This window comes from Microbacterium sp. Root322, from assembly GCF_001425645.1.
Taxonomy (GTDB): Bacteria; Actinomycetota; Actinomycetes; order Actinomycetales; family Microbacteriaceae; genus Microbacterium; species Microbacterium maritypicum.
The window spans coordinates 773058-788225 of sequence record NZ_LMCS01000001.1 but is presented as its reverse complement, the minus strand read 5'-3'; the positions used below and the strand labels follow the sequence as shown (position 1 = coordinate 788225).

Here is a 15168-nt window from a genome sequence, read left to right as displayed (position 1 = left end):
TATCGCCCGCCTCTAGCGCGGTCGCCGCGATCCGGTCGGGTCATTCCTGCGGCCCTCCTTGGAGGCGAGCTCCGGATCGGCGAACAGCCAGCCCGGCCGCGGTTCGACCAGCGGGCGGAACACCCGTCTCACCGGTCTCGTCGCCAACGCGAGCGCGATCACGACCGACAGGATGGTCACGAGCGGGAGCCAGATCCAGGTGGGCTCCAGGTCGCGCAGGATCCCGCTCTCCCGGAACGGGTAGAGCACGAACGAGTGCAGCAGGAACACGTACATCGTGTACTGACCGAACGTCGTCCACCAGTGCGCGCCTCGGGGGACCAGGCAGAAGAAGGCGGCGCTGAGGATGACGGCGAGCAGCATCAGGAGGATCCGGACACCGCCGGCCCACCACTGCTCACCACCGAGGTCCGCATAGGAGTCCTCATAGAAGAGCCAGTGGCGCAGGTCGATGGCCTGCCACACGGGAAGCCAGTTCCAGGCGGCCCAGCCGATCGCCGCGAAGATCGCGACGGCACCGGCGCGCAGCCACCACGGACGGAAGTCGAGGAGTCTGAACCTGTCGACGATGTCGTGCTCGCGAAGCCACCAGCCGAGTGTGAAGAACGGCAGCAGACCCAGGGTGCGCGAGAGCGAGAAGGTGCTGTCGATGTTGGGCAGGTAGCCGACGCCGACCGAGATCACGATGGTCCACAGCAGGGGCCAGCGCAGCAGGGCGAGGTAGGGGAGCACGAGTCGGAAGATGCCGAGGGCGAGCAGGAACCAGAGCGTCCAGCTCGGCCGGGTGAGGTTCGGGTCCGCCTGGCCTTCCACGAGCCACTTCGTGAGCGTCCAGAGCGTCTCGAAGATGACGTAGGGGAGGATGATGTCGGTGATCACCCTGGCCATCTGCGTCTTGGTGGGGGAGCCGGACTTCGAGAAGTAGCCCGAGATGATCGCGAACGCCGGCATGTGGAACGCGTACAGCGCCAGGTAGAAGGCGAAGGCGATGTCGGAGTCGTAGATGAGGCGCTGGATGGCATGACCGAGGACGACGAGGACGATGCAGACGTAGCGGGCGTTGTCCCAGAACGGCACGCGCCTGCGCTTGCGGGGAACCGATCCTGTGGGGGGACCTGCGATGTCGGCGCCGGCACTGCTCATCGTTCGAGGGTACAGGCCGGGAATAAAGTTGCTGTGAGCGCGTTGACACAGATACATTCAAATGAATAGAAGCGGATGCGAGTCGTCCGGTTCGGAGACACGGAGCAATCATGAGCGAGCAGTCAGGCGCGCAGGCGATGCAGTTCGGCATCATGTCGGTCAGCGACATCACCCGCGATCCCACCACGGGGATCACCCCGAGCGAGCAGGAGCGCATCAAGGCCACGACGGCGATCGCGGTGCACGCGGAAGAGGTCGGCCTCGACGTCTTCGCGATCGGCGAGCACCACAACCCGCCTTTCTGGTCCTCCAGCCCCACGACCTTCCTCGCGGCCCTGGCCGCGCAGACCGAGCGTCTGATCGTGTCCACGTCCACCACGCTCATCACCACGAACGACCCGGTGCGCATCGCCGAGGAGTACGCGATGCTCCAGCACGTGTCCGACGGTCGCATGGACCTCATGCTCGGTCGTGGCAACACCGGCCCGGTGTATCCGTGGTTCGGCCAGGACATCCGCCAGGGACTGCCGCTCGCCATCGAGAACTACGCGTTGCTGCACAAGCTGTGGCGTGAGGACGTCGTCGACTGGGAGGGCAAGTTCCGCACGCCGCTGCAGGGCTTCACCTCGACCCCGCGTCCGCTCGACGGCATCGCACCGTTCGTGTGGCACGGCTCGATCCGCACGCCCGAGATCGCCGAGCAGGCGGCCTACTACGGCGACGGCTTCTTCGCGAACAACATCTTCTGGCCGAAGGAGCACTACCAGCGTCTGATCGAGCTGTACCGTCAGCGCTACGCGCACTACGGACACGGCACGCCCGAGCAGGCGATCGTCGGGCTCGGCGGCCAGGTGTTCATGGCAACGAAGTCGCAGGACGCCGTGAACCAGTTCCGGCCGTACTTCGACAACGCACCTGTCTACGGTCACGGTCCGAGCATGGAGGACTTCACCGAGATGACGCCCCTGACGGTGGGATCACCGCAGCAGGTCATCGACCGCTACGCCGCCATGCGCGAGCACTACGGCGACTACCAGCGTCAGCTGTTCCTCATCGACCACGCCGGTCTGCCGCTGAAGACGGTGCTCGAGCAGCTCGACATCCTCGGTTCGGAGGTCGTTCCGGTGCTCCGCAAGGAGCTGGCGAAGGACCGCCCGGCATCCGTGCCCGACGCGCCGACCCACGCGGCGCGGGTGACGGCCGAGTTCGGCGACGGCCCGACCCGACAGGCGCGTCCCGGTGCGAACCGCGGCGACAACCTGACCGGCGACTCGCCCTACCAGGACAGCCCGGCCCCCGCCGGTGCGGCGTTCGGACTCGCCCGGAAGGAGGCGTGAGATGAGCACGCGTCGCATCGCGGTCATCTCGGCCGGCCTGTCGAATCCGTCCTCCACGCGCATGCTCGCTGATCGACTCGCGGCGGAGACCGTGAAGGCGCTCGCCGGGCACGACGTCGACGCGAGCGTTGACGTGATCGAGCTGCGCGACTACGCGCACGACATCACGAACAACATGCTCACCGGGTTCGCGCCCCCGGCGCTGGAGACGGCGATCAACACGGTGGTCTCGGCCGACGCTCTGATCGCGGTGACGCCGATCTTCTCGACGAGCTACTCGGGTCTGTTCAAGTCGTTCATCGATGTGCTCGACCCCGATGCTCTCACCGGCACACCCGTGCTGATCGGTGCGAACGCCGGCACCGCGCGGCACTCGCTGGCGATCGACTACGCGATCCGGCCGCTCTTCGCCTATCTTCACGCGGAGGCCGTGTCGACCGGCGTGTTCGCGGCGTCGAGCGACTGGGGTGGCGCCGGTGACGACGTCGCCCCGCTGGCCAAGCGCGTCGAGAAGGGTGCCAGAGAGCTCGCAGAGGCGATCGTGCGTCGTGAGGCTTCGGCTGTCGTCGATCCGTACGATCCCGCGACGTACCTGGGCGAGGGACGCTCTTTCGGTCATCTGCTGGGCGGTCTCGCAGGCGAGTGAGTCGCGCATGACGCCATCGACGATGTCCGAGGGATGTCGTACGGTGGCGTCATGCCCACGCCCCCCGCGATCATCGCGCTCCAGGAACGATTCACCGGCACCCTCCTCCTTCCCGATGACGCCGGCTACGAAGAGGCTCGACGGCCGTGGAACCTCGCTGTCGAGCAGCGTCCGGAGGCGGTCGCGACGCCCGCCGACGTCGAAGACCTCCGCGCACTGCTGACCGCCGCCCGGGAGTCGGGCGTGCGGATCGCGATCCAGCCCGGCGGGCACGGAGCCCTCGACTCTCTGCGCGGCGCCGTGCTGGTGCGCATGGGTGCGTTCGACGCTCTGGAGATCGACGTCGAGAGCGGCACCGCGAAGATCGGTGCCGGCGTGCGCTGGGGATCGGTCGTCGAGGCACTGGAAGGCACCGGATGGGTCGCACCGGCCGGCACCAGCCCCGTCGTCAGCGTCGCCGGGTACACCCTGGGCGGCGGACACTCGTGGTTCAGTCGCACGGCGGGTCTCGGCTCGGACAACCTCCGTGCGGCCTGGGTGCTGCGCACAGACGGCACGCACGAACGCGTCGATGACGATGTCGACCCCGACCTCATGTGGGCACTGCGAGGAGCCGGCGGCCTCGTGGGCGTGGTGACCGCACTCGAGATCGACCTCATCAGCGCGCCCGCCGTCTGGGGTGCGAATCTCACCTTCGACGTCGCGGATGCCCCGGCGGTCGTCCGTGCCGTCCGCGACCTCGCCGCCTCCGCTCCGCCCACGCTGAACGTCTTCCTGGACTCGATGCGCATGCCCGATGCCCCCCAGCTCCCCGAGCAGATCAGGGGGCGCAGCTTCCTCACCGTGCAGGCCCTGTCGACGGACGGGCCGCAGGAGGAGCTGATCGACACGGTGCGCCGGGCCGGCGAGGTGCGCAGCGACGTCACCGGTCCGACCTCGCCGGCGGCTCTCGCTGCCGCCTCCGGCGAACCCACGGACCCGACGCCCGGGGGCGGCGCATCGATGGCGTTGAGCGTCCTCGACGATGCGACCATCGACGCGCTGCTCGAATTCCGCGAGCTCCCGGAGCAGTGGCCGATCATGGGCATCGGCATCCGCATGCTCGGCGGCGCGCTCGACGCACCGCGACGCCAGGGCCTCGCCTCTCTGGAGTCCGTGGGGTGGCTGCTGCACGCTCTCGTGCCGATCATCCCGGGAGTGCCCACCGCACCGGGAGAGGCGAGTCTGGTCGCGTTCCGGGAGCTGCTGGCACCGAACGAGGCCCCGCAGACCGTGACGACCTTCCTCGATCCGGAGCAGACGCTCCAGAACTGCGGGTCGGCCGACGAGATCGCCCGGCTTCGCGATCTGCGGATGCGCTTCGATCCTGACGCCGTCCTGCACGACGGGCGCCTGCCGCGCTGAGGATCAGGTCGCGGGTCCGCGGCTCCGCTTCCAGTGGTACTCGGTCTCCGGCCGTCCGCGGGTGCCGTACCGTGCGGACCGCGTGAGCACGCCTTCCGCGACCAGATGCTCCAGGTAGCGGCGCACCGCCACCCTGGACATGCCCAGACGCTCGGCGGCCTCGCTCGCCGACAGGGGACCGTCGGTGCGCAGTTCTGCGGTGACCCTGTCCAACGAGGCCGCCGAGAGCCCCTTGGGAAGCACGATCGTTCCGGTGGAGCGGCCGAGCAATGCGTCGATCTCCGCCTGCGTGGCTTCGCCGTCTGTGGCCCGGGCCTGCTCCCGATGCGTGCGGTACTGCTCCATCCGCTCGCGGAACACCGCGAAGGGGAACGGTTTGACGAGGTACTGGAACACACCGAGCGCCGCCATCTGCCGCACGGCCTCCGCGTCGCGCACGCCGGTGATGGCGATCACGTCCACGGCGGCGGAGCGGCCGCGCAGCGCGCGGAGCACATCGATGCCGGAGCCGTCGGGCATCGTGATGTCGAGCAGAACGAGATCGAACGTGCCAGGGCGCTCGAGCACGGCCGTCACGGCGGCACGGGCACCCGTGCATTCGCCGGCGACCTCGAACCCTTCCAGACGTGCCACATAGTCGCGATGCAGTTCGAGGGTCAGAGAATCGTCGTCGACGATGAGGGTGCGGATCATTGCTGCGACCTCCGCGGTGACGCGGCCGGAAGGATGACCCGGAATGTCGTCGGGTCGTCGCTCACCGTCACCGAGCCGCCCGCTCCGATCACCACGGAACGCACGAGCGCCAGGCCGATGCCGCGTCCCTGCGCATCGGCGGGCTTCGTGGAGTAGCCCTGGTCGAAGATCCGCTCACGCACGGCCGGCGGGATTCCGGGACCGCTGTCCGAAACCTCCAGCACGATCCCCGCACCCTCGTGCGAGCGGAGAGAGACCTGCACCCAGCGGTCGTCCGACTCGACGGCGGCATCCATGGCGTTGTCGACGAGGTTGCCGAGCACCGAGACGGCATCGACGGGCGACAGCGGCGTGCGGGGTGCGTCCGGCTCGATGTGCACCCGCCAGTCGATGCCGCGCTCCTTGGCCTGGGAGGCCTTGCCCAGCAGGAGCGCGCCGACAGCGGGATCACCGTGACGTCGCGCGGTCACCTGATCGACGAGCGACTGGCTCTGTCGAGACGTCTCCGTGAGGATCTCGATCGCCTCGTCACGGCGTCCGAGCTCGAGCAGCGCCACCGCCGCGTGCATCCGGTTCCCGTGCTCGTGGGTCTGTGCGCGCAGGGCCTCTCCGAGGGTGCGGATCGACTCGTACGAGGACACCGCATCACGCACCTGCCCGGGCGGCAGGTCGCCGGCGATGCGACGGGTCACCCGACGGGCGATCACCGCGCCGCCGGCGCCGAGCGCGACGAGGCCCACCGTGATACCGAGCGTGAGCGGCAGGCGGCGGATCAGGGTATCGGTGATGGATTCTGTCGTCACACCGGCGGCGACCCAGCCGATCAGTTCTCCATCCGCTGCGGTGACGGGAGTGATCGTGCGCACGGAGGGTCCGAGGGTTCCGGTGAACTCCTCGGTCAGAGTCTGCGGTGACGCGGGGATCGTGCCCAGGTAGATCCCGCCGATCTGGTCGGCGTCGGGGTGGGTGATCCGCGTGCCGTCCGGGGTCATGACCGTGATGAAGTCGAGCCCCGCGCCGGCGATCACGTCGAGGGAGTACGGCTCGAGCACCTGGGTCGCCGCGCCCTGATCGTTCGAGCGCAGACCGTCGATCACCAGAGGCGAGGCGGCGAAGGAGGCCGAGGTGGCCGCCGTCACCCGTTCGGCCTCGGCGCGGATCGATCGTTGCGCTTCGATGACGAGGAAGACCGCCACGAGGGCGCCGATCACGACCGCCGCGACAAGCAGCACCACGAAGACGCGTGAGGCGGTGCTGCGGCTGCGGGAGGTGTGCGCCATCGCTTCCTCCGATCGTCGATGCTCAGGTGCCGTGACCAATACGACCACAACTCGCCCCGATGCGTGAAGTCGGACACCGTGATCACTGATCGGCGGCGAAGCAGCCGCCCACCCGGACGAAGACGTCGAAGATCGAGGAGGACGCGATGGCGCTCACAACAGGATTCTCACTGCCGAAGTTCAATTGGCGCCGAGGGAAGCAATCGTGGGATCGGCACACGTGGCTGTATGTGTCCGTGCTCCTCGCGGTCGTGCTCGGCGCCGTCGTCGGCCTCGTCTGGCCGGAGGTCGGACAGGCGTTCGAACCGCTGGGCAAGGGTTTCATCGCGCTGATCAAGATGATGATCGCGCCGATCATCTTCTGCACGATCGTGGTCGGGGTGGGTTCCATCGCAAAGGCGGCCACCGTCGGCAAGATCGGGGGGCTGGCGCTGCTGTACTTCATGATCATGTCCACCTTCGCGCTCGCGATCGGACTCGTCGTCGGCAACATCATCCACCCCGGCGCGGGACTGGACATGGCCTCCTCCACCTACGACGCGGTCGAAGCGGAGGCCAAGACGACGCAGGAGTTCATCCTCGGCATCATCCCGACCACGTTCTTCTCGGCCTTCACCGGGGAGAGCGTGCTGCAGGTGCTGTTCATCGCGCTGCTCGTCGGCTTCGCCCTCCAGGGGCTCGGGGATCGCGGCGCCCCGATCATGGAGGCGGTCAAGCAGCTCCAGAAGCTGGTCTTCCGCATCCTCGGAATGATCCTGTGGCTCGCGCCGCTCGGAGCGTTCGGCGCGATCGCGGCCGTCGTGGGCAAGACCGGCGTCGCGGCGATCTGGAGCTTGGGCACGCTGATGATCGCGTTCTACATCACCTGCATCCTGTTCATCGTCGTGATCCTCGGGGTGCTGCTGTGGACGGTGACCCGCGTGAACATCTTCGCCCTCATGAAGTACCTGGCCAGGGAGTACCTGCTCATCGTCGGCACCTCCTCGTCGGAATCGGCGCTTCCTCGACTGATCGCGAAGATGGAGTTCGTCGGCGTCTCCAAGCCCGTGGTGGGCATCACCGTCCCGACCGGGTACTCGTTCAACCTCGACGGTACGGCGATCTACCTCACGATGGCCTCGCTGTTCATCGCCACGGGGATGGGGCAGCCGATGACGATCGGTGAGCAGATCGGTCTGCTGGTGTTCATGATCATCGCGAGCAAGGGCGCAGCGGGGGTTACCGGTGCCGGTCTTGCCACCCTCGCCGGTGGTCTCCAGGCCTATCGTCCCGATCTGGTGGACGGCGTCGGCGTGATCGTGGGCATCGACCGGTTCATGTCGGAAGGGCGCGCGCTCACGAACTTCACGGGCAACGCGGTGGCGACGCTCCTCATCGGCACCTGGACGAAGCAGATCGACCGCGACCGCGTGCGTCGGGTGCTCAGCGGCGAAGTCCCCTTCGACGAGTCGCTGCTCGACGGCGTGGACGCCCACGGGCAGGTGGATGCCCCGCAGGCCGCTGACGTGCAGGAGCTCCGTGAGGCGGCCGTCGCAGAGATGGCGGCGAAGGAGGAACGGGCCAGAGCTCGCGCAGAACGCGCCTGAGGAGAGGGTGAGGGATGCGGGAGACCGGCTGAGCCGGCTCCCGCATCCGCGCGGTCAACCGCTCTTGCGTCGGAACTCGCGCCGGGTCTGCGGGGCGTTCGCACTGTGCACGGCGGAGTCGCCGTCGAGGTGTGCCTCGCCCTGCCGGTGGTGCGCGTTCTTCTTCTCGAGCGCTTCCTTGAACTTGCGCTTCATCTCCTCGGAGGAGGAGGCGCCTTCTTCGGTGCTCATGCCCCGAGCCTAGAGCACGCGCTCTGGCGGGTCACCCTCGCCGGTGTCGCACACACACGTCGATCAGCGCTCCGAGCCCGATCGCGAGCACGATCGACACGGGCACCGCGACGAGCGGTCCACCGGGGAGGATCGCCGCGACGGCCGCCCCTACGGCGGCCTGGTACAGCGCCCACCCGGTCGCAGCGAGGGCGACGAGGGCGAGGTAGCGGGGAGGAGGGATGCGCGAGGCCCCCGCGACCAGGTTGATCGCCAGTCGCGCGAAGGGCACGAACCGGGCGGTGAACAGCACCGTCGCCATCCCGCCGTCCAATCGGCGTCGGGCCCACGCCAGAGCCTGTTGCACGCGGGGGACCCGCATCCACCGCCAGCGCTGCGTACCCACCGACCACCCGATCAGGTAGCAGCACGCGTCTCCGATGGTCGCGGCGACCGCGGCACACAACACCACGGCCCAGAGTGGTGGTGAACCGGTCGTCACCGCGATGGCACCGAGTGCGGTCACCGCGACCTCGCCCGGCACCACGACGAAGAAGGCATCCCCGACCACCAGCAGGCTCATCAGCACCAGACTCCACGGGCTCGAGAGCGATGCGGTCAGCAGATCCATCGGCACGTCGCCCACTGTGCCCGCAACGGGTGAACGGGAACCAAAGACCGGATAGCCGGTGACCCGCTCTCCAGCATCCGGTGAACATCTGGTGCGCAGGGGCGTCTGCGGCGAACACGGCCCCCGAGGCCCGTCATCCTGGGGCTGTGAGAGTAGCGATCGTCACGGAGTCCTTTCTTCCGCACATGAACGGCGTCACCGGTTCGGTGCTGCAGATCCTTCGCCACCTCGAACGGCGAGGACACGAGGCGCACGTGATCGCGCCCGCCGCCGTCGGCGCACCGACCGAGATCAGCGGGGCCAGGATCGAAGCGATCCCCAGCCTCCCGCTCCCGGGGTACCGTCACGTCAGGGTCGGCACGTCGAGCGCTCGCCGCGTCGCCGCCTCGCTCGCGCGCTTCCAGCCCGATGTGGTGCACCTCGCCTCTCCGTTCGCTCTGGGGTGGCGGGGGGTGCTCGCGGCCGAACGCCTGGAACTCCCCGCCGTCGCTGCGTATCAGACCGACGTCGCGGCGTACACCGAGCGCTACGGGATCGCCGCCACCACAGGTATCGCCCACACCCACATCACCCGTCTCCACCGGCGCGCGACGATGACTCTGGCGCCATCGGCGGATGCGGCCCAGCAACTCGCCGCGCTCGGCATCGATCGCGTCCGACGCTGGGGGAGAGGAGTCGATGCCGAGCGTTTCCACCCCTCCCGGCGAGAGAGCGCGCTCCGCGCCGGCTGGGGCGCCGAAGTCGTCATCGGCTACGTCGGACGCCTCGCTCCCGAGAAGCAGGTCGAGGACCTCGCCGCGCTCCGTGGCATCCCGGGGACGCGTCTGGTGATCGTCGGGGACGGACCCAGCAGAGCGCGGCTGGAGAGCCGGCTCCCCGATGCCCTGTTCCTCGGCCACCTCGAAGGCGGAGCGCTGGCGGCGGCGATGGCGTCGTTCGACCTGTTCGTGCACCCGGGAGAGAGTGAGACCTTCGGGCAGACCCTGCAGGAAGCGCACGCGAGCGGCGTCCCCGTCGTCGCCACGGGTCGCGGCGGCCCGCTCGACCTCGTGCGCATGGGGATCGACGGATGGCTGTATCGGCCGGGAGACCTCGACGACCTGCGGATGCGCGTGGCCGACCTGGCCGGAGATACGCGCAAGCGACGCGCCTTCGGCGAGGCGGGCCGCGACGCCGTGCAGGAACGCAGCTGGGAGAGTGTCTGCGATCAGCTCCTCGACCACTTCGCGGAGGCACGACGGCTGCACGCGGCGGACACCGGGGCTCGCGCTCGCCGCATCGTGCGCCCCGAGTCGCCCGCACCGGTCGCCGCCCGCCGATGGCAGCGCTACGTCGCGCTCGGGGACTCCCTCACCGAAGGACTCTGCGACCCGGCCCCGGACGGAGCCCTGCGAGGGTGGGCCGACCGCCTCGCGCTGCTGCTCGCTGCCAGGGGAGGCCTGCACTACGCGAACCTGGCCATCCGCTCGAAGCGCGTGCAGGACCTGTCCGGCCCCCAACTGGCGAGGGCGCTCGAGCTGCGGCCCGACCTCGTGTCGATCCTGATCGGAGCCAATGACCTCGTGAAGCGCCGGGTCGATGTCGCCGCGCTCGCCGCCGAGGTCGAAGGGGCGGTGCGGCAGCTGCGGGGGATCGGCGCCGACGTGCTCTTGGTCACCCCGTTCCTGCCCGGCCGACGCGCTGCAGCCCTCTACACCCGGCGGTTCTCCGCCTTCGCCACCGCGCTGACGGGGATCGCGACCCGCACCGGGGCGATCCTGATCGATACGGATCTGCACCCCTCGCTGGCCGAGCGTCCGAACTGGGGGGAAGACCTCGTGCACCTGAGCAGCCGAGGCCACCGCTTCCTCGCCTACCGGGCCGGTGAGATGCTCGGGGTGCCCGATGCCGACGCGCTCGGAGCGCTCGATGCCGCGATGCACGAGCACGAGCCCATCGGCGCGGGGGTGTGGTGGCGTCGGCACGCGCTGCCCTGGGTCTGGCGTCGTCTGCACGGTCGGGCAGCCGGTGACGGGAGGGTCGCGAAGCACGACGACTACGTCTACCTCGGTCGGTCGTCCGCTGCGCGTTCCGCGTTCGTGGGGTGACCTCGGCCAGGGCGGGCGGTCAGCGTCGCCCCATGCCGTGGTACTGCCAACCGGCGGCGCGCCAGGCGGCGGAGTCGAGACAGTTGCGGCCGTCGACGATGATCCGTCCGCGCACGAGAGCGCCGGCATGCTCGGGGGAGAGGTCGCGGCGGTACTCGTCCCACTCGGTGACGACGACGACGGCATCGGCTTCCCTCAGGGCGTCGTCACGGTCGCGGGCGTAGCCGAGCTGAGGGTGAAGAGCCGCCGCGTTGTCGAGTGCGGCCGGATCGGTCACGACGACGTCCGCGCCCAGCCCCCGCAGGCGGACGGCGACGTCGAGGGCAGGGGAGTCGCGGATGTCGTCGCTGAAGGGTTTGAAGGCGGCGCCGAGCACGGCGATCCTGCGGCCGAACACCAGTCCGCCCAGGGCGTCGACCACGATCTGCACCGCTCGGTCGCGACGCCGGAGGTTGATCGCGTCGACTTCGCGCAGGAAGCCGACCGCTTCCCCTCGACCGAGTTCCTCCGCCCGGGTGGTGAAGGCTCGGATGTCCTTCGGGAGGCAGCCCCCGCCGAAGCCGATGCCCGCGCCCAGGTATCGTCGCCCGATCCGGGTGTCGTGGCCGAGCGCGTCGGCGAGCAGAGCGACGTCGGCGCCCGACGCTTCCGCGATCTCCGCCATCGCGTTGATGAACGAGATCTTGGTGGCGAGGAAGGCATTGGCCGCGCCCTTCACGAGTTCGGCCGTCGCGAGGTCCGTGACCAGGAAGGGCGTCCCGGCGTCGATGCTCGAGGCGTACACCTCTCGAAGCACGCCGACGGCGCGCTCTCCGGCGGCATCCGCCTCGGCGCCGACCACGAGGCGATCCGGTGTCAGGGTGTCGTGCACCGCCCATCCCTCGCGGAGGAACTCGGGGTTCCACACGAGTGCGGCTCCGGCGGCGACGACGCGCTCCGCCAGTCCCGTGGCGGTTCCCACCGGCACGGTCGACTTGCCCGCCACCACGTCTCCCGCACGCAGGTGGGGGAGCAGGGCGTCGAGCGCCGCGTGGACGTAGTGGAGGTCCGCGGCGTGACCCCCGGGAATCTGGGGGGTCCCGACGGCGAGGAAGTGCACCTGCGCACCCGCGGCGTCCGCCATCCGGCTGCTGAAGCGCAGTCGTCCCGAGCTCAGGCCGTCGGAGAGGAGCTCCGAGAGCCGCGGCTCGAAGAACGGCGCCGATCCGGCGGCCAGAGCGCTCACCTTCTGCTCATCGACGTCGATGCCGATGACGTCGTGTCCGATCGAGGCCATGGCGGCGGCGTGCACGGCACCGAGGTACCCGCAGCCGATCACTGACAAGCGCATGGCTCCACCACAGCGGATGCTCCCCACGCTGGAGCATCCGCGCGGTGAACGGGCTGTGACCGGCCGATGTCGTATCCGCGATGCGTGACGACGCGCAGGATTCGAGGTCCGCGCTGGTAGGGTGGATGAGGTTGACGTGTGTCAACTGCACAATTTCACATCGACTCATGGAGCGATCGGCGGAGAAGCTGGTCCCCTGTGGTGGGTTCCTCGGCGCGTGTCGGGTGGCTTTCTACTGGTGGCCAGCGCAGGCGAGATTCGCGGGAGTGCCCGCGCGCCCGAACCCTTCCGTTCCGCTCCTTTGAACACGCTCGCGCGTCACATGGATTCGCGAGTCTAAACAAAGAAGGAGAGACCTCTTGGAAGGTCCTGAAATCACCGCCACCGAGGCCGTTCTCGACAACGGCCGCTTCGGCACCCGCACCATCCGCTTCGAGACCGGCCGCCTCGCGCAGCAGGCTCAGGGCGCAGTCGCCGCGTACCTCGACGGCGAGACCATGCTCCTCTCGGCCACCAGCGCAGGAAAGCACCCGCGCGAAGGCTTCGACTTCTTCCCGCTGACGGTCGACGTCGAGGAGCGTTCCTACGCTGCCGGCAAGATCCCGGGCTCGTTCTTCCGCCGCGAGGGTCGTCCCTCCACCGAGGCGATCCTGGTCTGCCGTCTGATCGACCGCCCGCTGCGCCCGTCGTTCGTCGACGGACTGCGCAACGAGGTCCAGGTCGTCATCACCGTCATGTCGATCGCACCGGGCGAGTTCTACGACGCGCTCGCGATCAACGCGGCTTCCGCGTCGACCCAGATCTCGGGTCTGCCGTTCTCCGGCCCCGTCGCCGGTGTGCGCCTCGCGTTCATCCCCGGCCAGGGCGAGCACGCCGACCAGTGGGTCGCGTTCCCGAACGCGGAGCAGGTCAGTGAGGCTGTGTTCGACCTGATCGTCGCCGGTCGCGTCGTCACCAAGGCCGATGGCTCGGAAGACGTCGCCATCATGATGGTCGAGGCTGAGGCCACCGAGGGCAGCTGGAACCTGATCAAGGCCGGCGCCACCAAGCCCGATGAGGCTGTCGTGGCCCAGGGTCTCGAGGCATCGAAGCCCTTCATCGCGCAGCTCGTCAAGGCTCAGGCCGAGCTCGCCGCCACCGCGTCGAAGGAGCCGGGCGTGTACCCGGTCTTCCCCGCATACAGCGACGAGGTCTACAGCTTCGTCTCCGAGCGCGCGTTCGCCGAGCTCAGCGACGTCTACCAGATCGCCGACAAGGTCGAGCGTCAGACCGCTGACGATGCGATCAAGGACCGTGTCAAGGCAGAGCTCATCGAGGCCACAGAGGCGGGTTCGCTCCCGGCTGCGGCTCCGCTCGAGTTCTCCGCCGCGTACAAGTCCGTCACGAAGAAGATCGTCCGCGGACGCATCCTCACCGAGGGCGCTCGCATCGACGGTCGCGGACTCGCGGACATCCGTCCGCTCGACGCCGAGGTGCAGGTCATCCCGCGCGTGCACGGCTCCGCGATCTTCCAGCGCGGCGAGACCCAGATCCTGGGTGTCACCACGCTGAACATGCTCAAGATGGAGCAGCAGATCGACTCGCTGTCGCCCGTCACGAGCAAGCGCTACATGCACCACTATAACTTCCCGCCCTACTCGACCGGTGAGACCGGCCGCGTGGGTTCGCCGAAGCGTCGCGAGATCGGGCACGGCTTCCTCGCCGAGCGCGCGCTCGTGCCGGTTCTGCCGAGCCGCGAGGAGTTCCCGTACGCGATCCGTCAGGTGTCCGAGGCGCTGAGCTCCAACGGTTCCACCTCGATGGGTTCCGTCTGTGCATCGACGCTGTCGCTGCTCAACGCGGGTGTGCCGCTGCGTGCGGCCGTCGCCGGTATCGCCATGGGTCTCGTCTCCGACGAGGTCAACGGTGAGACCCGTTACGCCGCGCTGACCGACATCCTGGGTGCTGAGGATGCTCTCGGCGACATGGACTTCAAGGTCGCGGGTACCAGCGAGTTCGTCACGGCCATCCAGCTGGACACGAAGCTCGACGGCATCCCGACGTCGGTGCTCACCGGCGCGCTGACCCAGGCCCGTGACGCTCGTCTGACGATCCTCAACGTCCTGAACGCCGCGATCGACGCTCCTGACGAGATGGCGCCCACCGCGCCCCGCGTCATCAGCGTGCAGATCCCCGTCGACAAGATCGGCGAGCTGATCGGCCCGAAGGGCAAGACGATCAACGCGATCCAGGACGAGACCGGCGCGCAGATCTCCATCGAGGAGGACGGCACCGTCTACATCGGCGCGACCGATGGTCCGTCGGCCGAGGCCGCTCGTGCCCAGGTCAACGCGATCGCCAACCCGACCAATCCGGAGATCGGCGAGCAGTTCCTCGGAACCGTCGTGAAGATCGCCACCTTCGGTGCGTTCGTCTCGCTGCTCCCGGGCAAGGACGGCCTGCTCCACGTCACCGAGGTGCGCAAGCTCGCCGGTGGCAAGCGGGTCGAGAACGTCGATGACGTGCTCTCGGTCGGCCAGAAGATCCTCGTGAAGATCACGAAGATCGACGACCGTGGCAAGCTCTCGCTCGAGCCCGTCCTCGACGACGCTCCGGCCGCTGACGCAGCGCCCGCAGAGGACGCTGCCGCCGAGTAAGCGCACGCTCTGAACCGGAACCCGGGTTCCTCCGCACAGGAGGGGCCCGGGTTCTGTCGCGCCGTGGTGTGATCAAATCGTTATCGGACGTTTCCGCGCCGTTCCCTGGATTGGTCGGGACGTTCGGCGAATTCGCCTACTCTCGAAGTACGCACCGGGGGGTGCAGATCCAGCAGGTACGCAGG

At 68.8% G+C, this 15168-nt stretch carries 12 protein-coding genes; 6 read left to right on the top strand and 6 right to left on the bottom strand.

From position 1 onward, the window contains the following. Nucleotides 1-12: 12 nt before the first annotated feature. On the bottom strand, nt 13-1143 hold the full coding sequence (locus tag ASC55_RS03750; RefSeq protein ID WP_055868758.1) for an acyltransferase family protein: 1131 nt from the start codon (nt 1141-1143) through the stop codon (nt 13-15). 110 nt (nt 1144-1253) lie between these two features. On the opposite strand from ASC55_RS03750, the gene ASC55_RS03745 reads away from it, so the two are divergent. From ASC55_RS03745 to ASC55_RS03735, 3 genes are read left to right on the top strand one after another with little or no spacing between them, the layout of a single operon-like run. Next, nucleotides 1254-2480 (top strand): LLM class flavin-dependent oxidoreductase, encoded by a 1227-nt coding sequence (locus ASC55_RS03745; RefSeq protein WP_055868756.1) that lies wholly within the window; start codon nt 1254-1256, stop codon nt 2478-2480. A 1-nt stretch (nt 2481) separates the two neighbouring features. Beyond that, nucleotides 2482-3126 (top strand): FMN reductase, encoded by a 645-nt coding sequence (locus tag ASC55_RS03740; protein ID WP_055872757.1) that lies wholly within the window; start codon nt 2482-2484, stop codon nt 3124-3126. A gap of 51 nt (nt 3127-3177) precedes the next feature. Next, nucleotides 3178-4530, top strand: coding sequence for an FAD-binding oxidoreductase (locus ASC55_RS03735; RefSeq protein ID WP_162243040.1), 1353 nt, complete (start codon nt 3178-3180; stop codon nt 4528-4530). Nucleotides 4531-4533: 3 nt separating this feature from the next. Here the strand turns inward: ASC55_RS03735 and ASC55_RS03730 are convergent, their stop codons facing one another. Both ASC55_RS03730 and ASC55_RS03725 read right to left on the bottom strand, forming a co-directional pair. After that, on the bottom strand, nt 4534-5223 hold the full coding sequence (locus ASC55_RS03730; RefSeq protein WP_055868751.1) for a response regulator: 690 nt from the start codon (nt 5221-5223) through the stop codon (nt 4534-4536). After that, complete coding sequence (locus ASC55_RS03725; protein WP_055872753.1) at nt 5220-6503, bottom strand: sensor histidine kinase; 1284 nt, start codon at nt 6501-6503, stop codon at nt 5220-5222. The genes ASC55_RS03730 and ASC55_RS03725 overlap by 4 nt, the downstream gene beginning before the upstream one ends. Nucleotides 6504-6649: 146 nt before the next feature. On the opposite strand from ASC55_RS03725, the gene ASC55_RS03720 reads away from it, so the two are divergent. Next, entirely contained in the window at nt 6650-8089 is a 1440-nt protein-coding gene (locus ASC55_RS03720) for a cation:dicarboxylate symporter family transporter (protein WP_055872751.1), read from the top strand. A 54-nt stretch (nt 8090-8143) separates the two neighbouring features. Here ASC55_RS03720 and ASC55_RS17550 read toward each other — a convergent pair whose 3' ends face one another. Next, nucleotides 8144-8320 carry a DUF5302 domain-containing protein gene (locus ASC55_RS17550; RefSeq protein ID WP_017830923.1) on the bottom strand — a complete coding sequence of 59 codons (177 nt, stop codon included), beginning with the start codon at nt 8318-8320 and terminating at the stop codon, nt 8144-8146. A gap of 31 nt (nt 8321-8351) precedes the next feature. Further along, a complete protein-coding gene (locus ASC55_RS03715) occupies nt 8352-8930 on the bottom strand; it encodes a DedA family protein (RefSeq protein WP_055872749.1) in 579 nt (192 codons plus the stop codon). A gap of 146 nt (nt 8931-9076) precedes the next feature. Here ASC55_RS03715 and ASC55_RS03710 point away from each other — a divergent pair, with 146 nt between their 5' ends. Further along, the gene (locus ASC55_RS03710; protein ID WP_055872748.1) at nt 9077-11017 is read left to right on the top strand and encodes a GDSL-type esterase/lipase family protein; all 1941 of its coding nucleotides are present in this window, start codon (nt 9077-9079) and stop codon (nt 11015-11017) included. A gap of 19 nt (nt 11018-11036) precedes the next feature. Here ASC55_RS03710 and ASC55_RS03705 read toward each other — a convergent pair whose 3' ends face one another. Next, nucleotides 11037-12347, bottom strand: coding sequence for a UDP-glucose dehydrogenase family protein (locus ASC55_RS03705; RefSeq protein WP_055872746.1), 1311 nt, complete (start codon nt 12345-12347; stop codon nt 11037-11039). A 359-nt stretch (nt 12348-12706) separates the two neighbouring features. Between ASC55_RS03705 and ASC55_RS03700 the strand changes: the two genes are divergently transcribed. After that, nucleotides 12707-14983, top strand: coding sequence for a polyribonucleotide nucleotidyltransferase (locus ASC55_RS03700; RefSeq protein ID WP_055868741.1), 2277 nt, complete (start codon nt 12707-12709; stop codon nt 14981-14983). Nucleotides 14984-15168 lie beyond the last annotated feature (185 nt).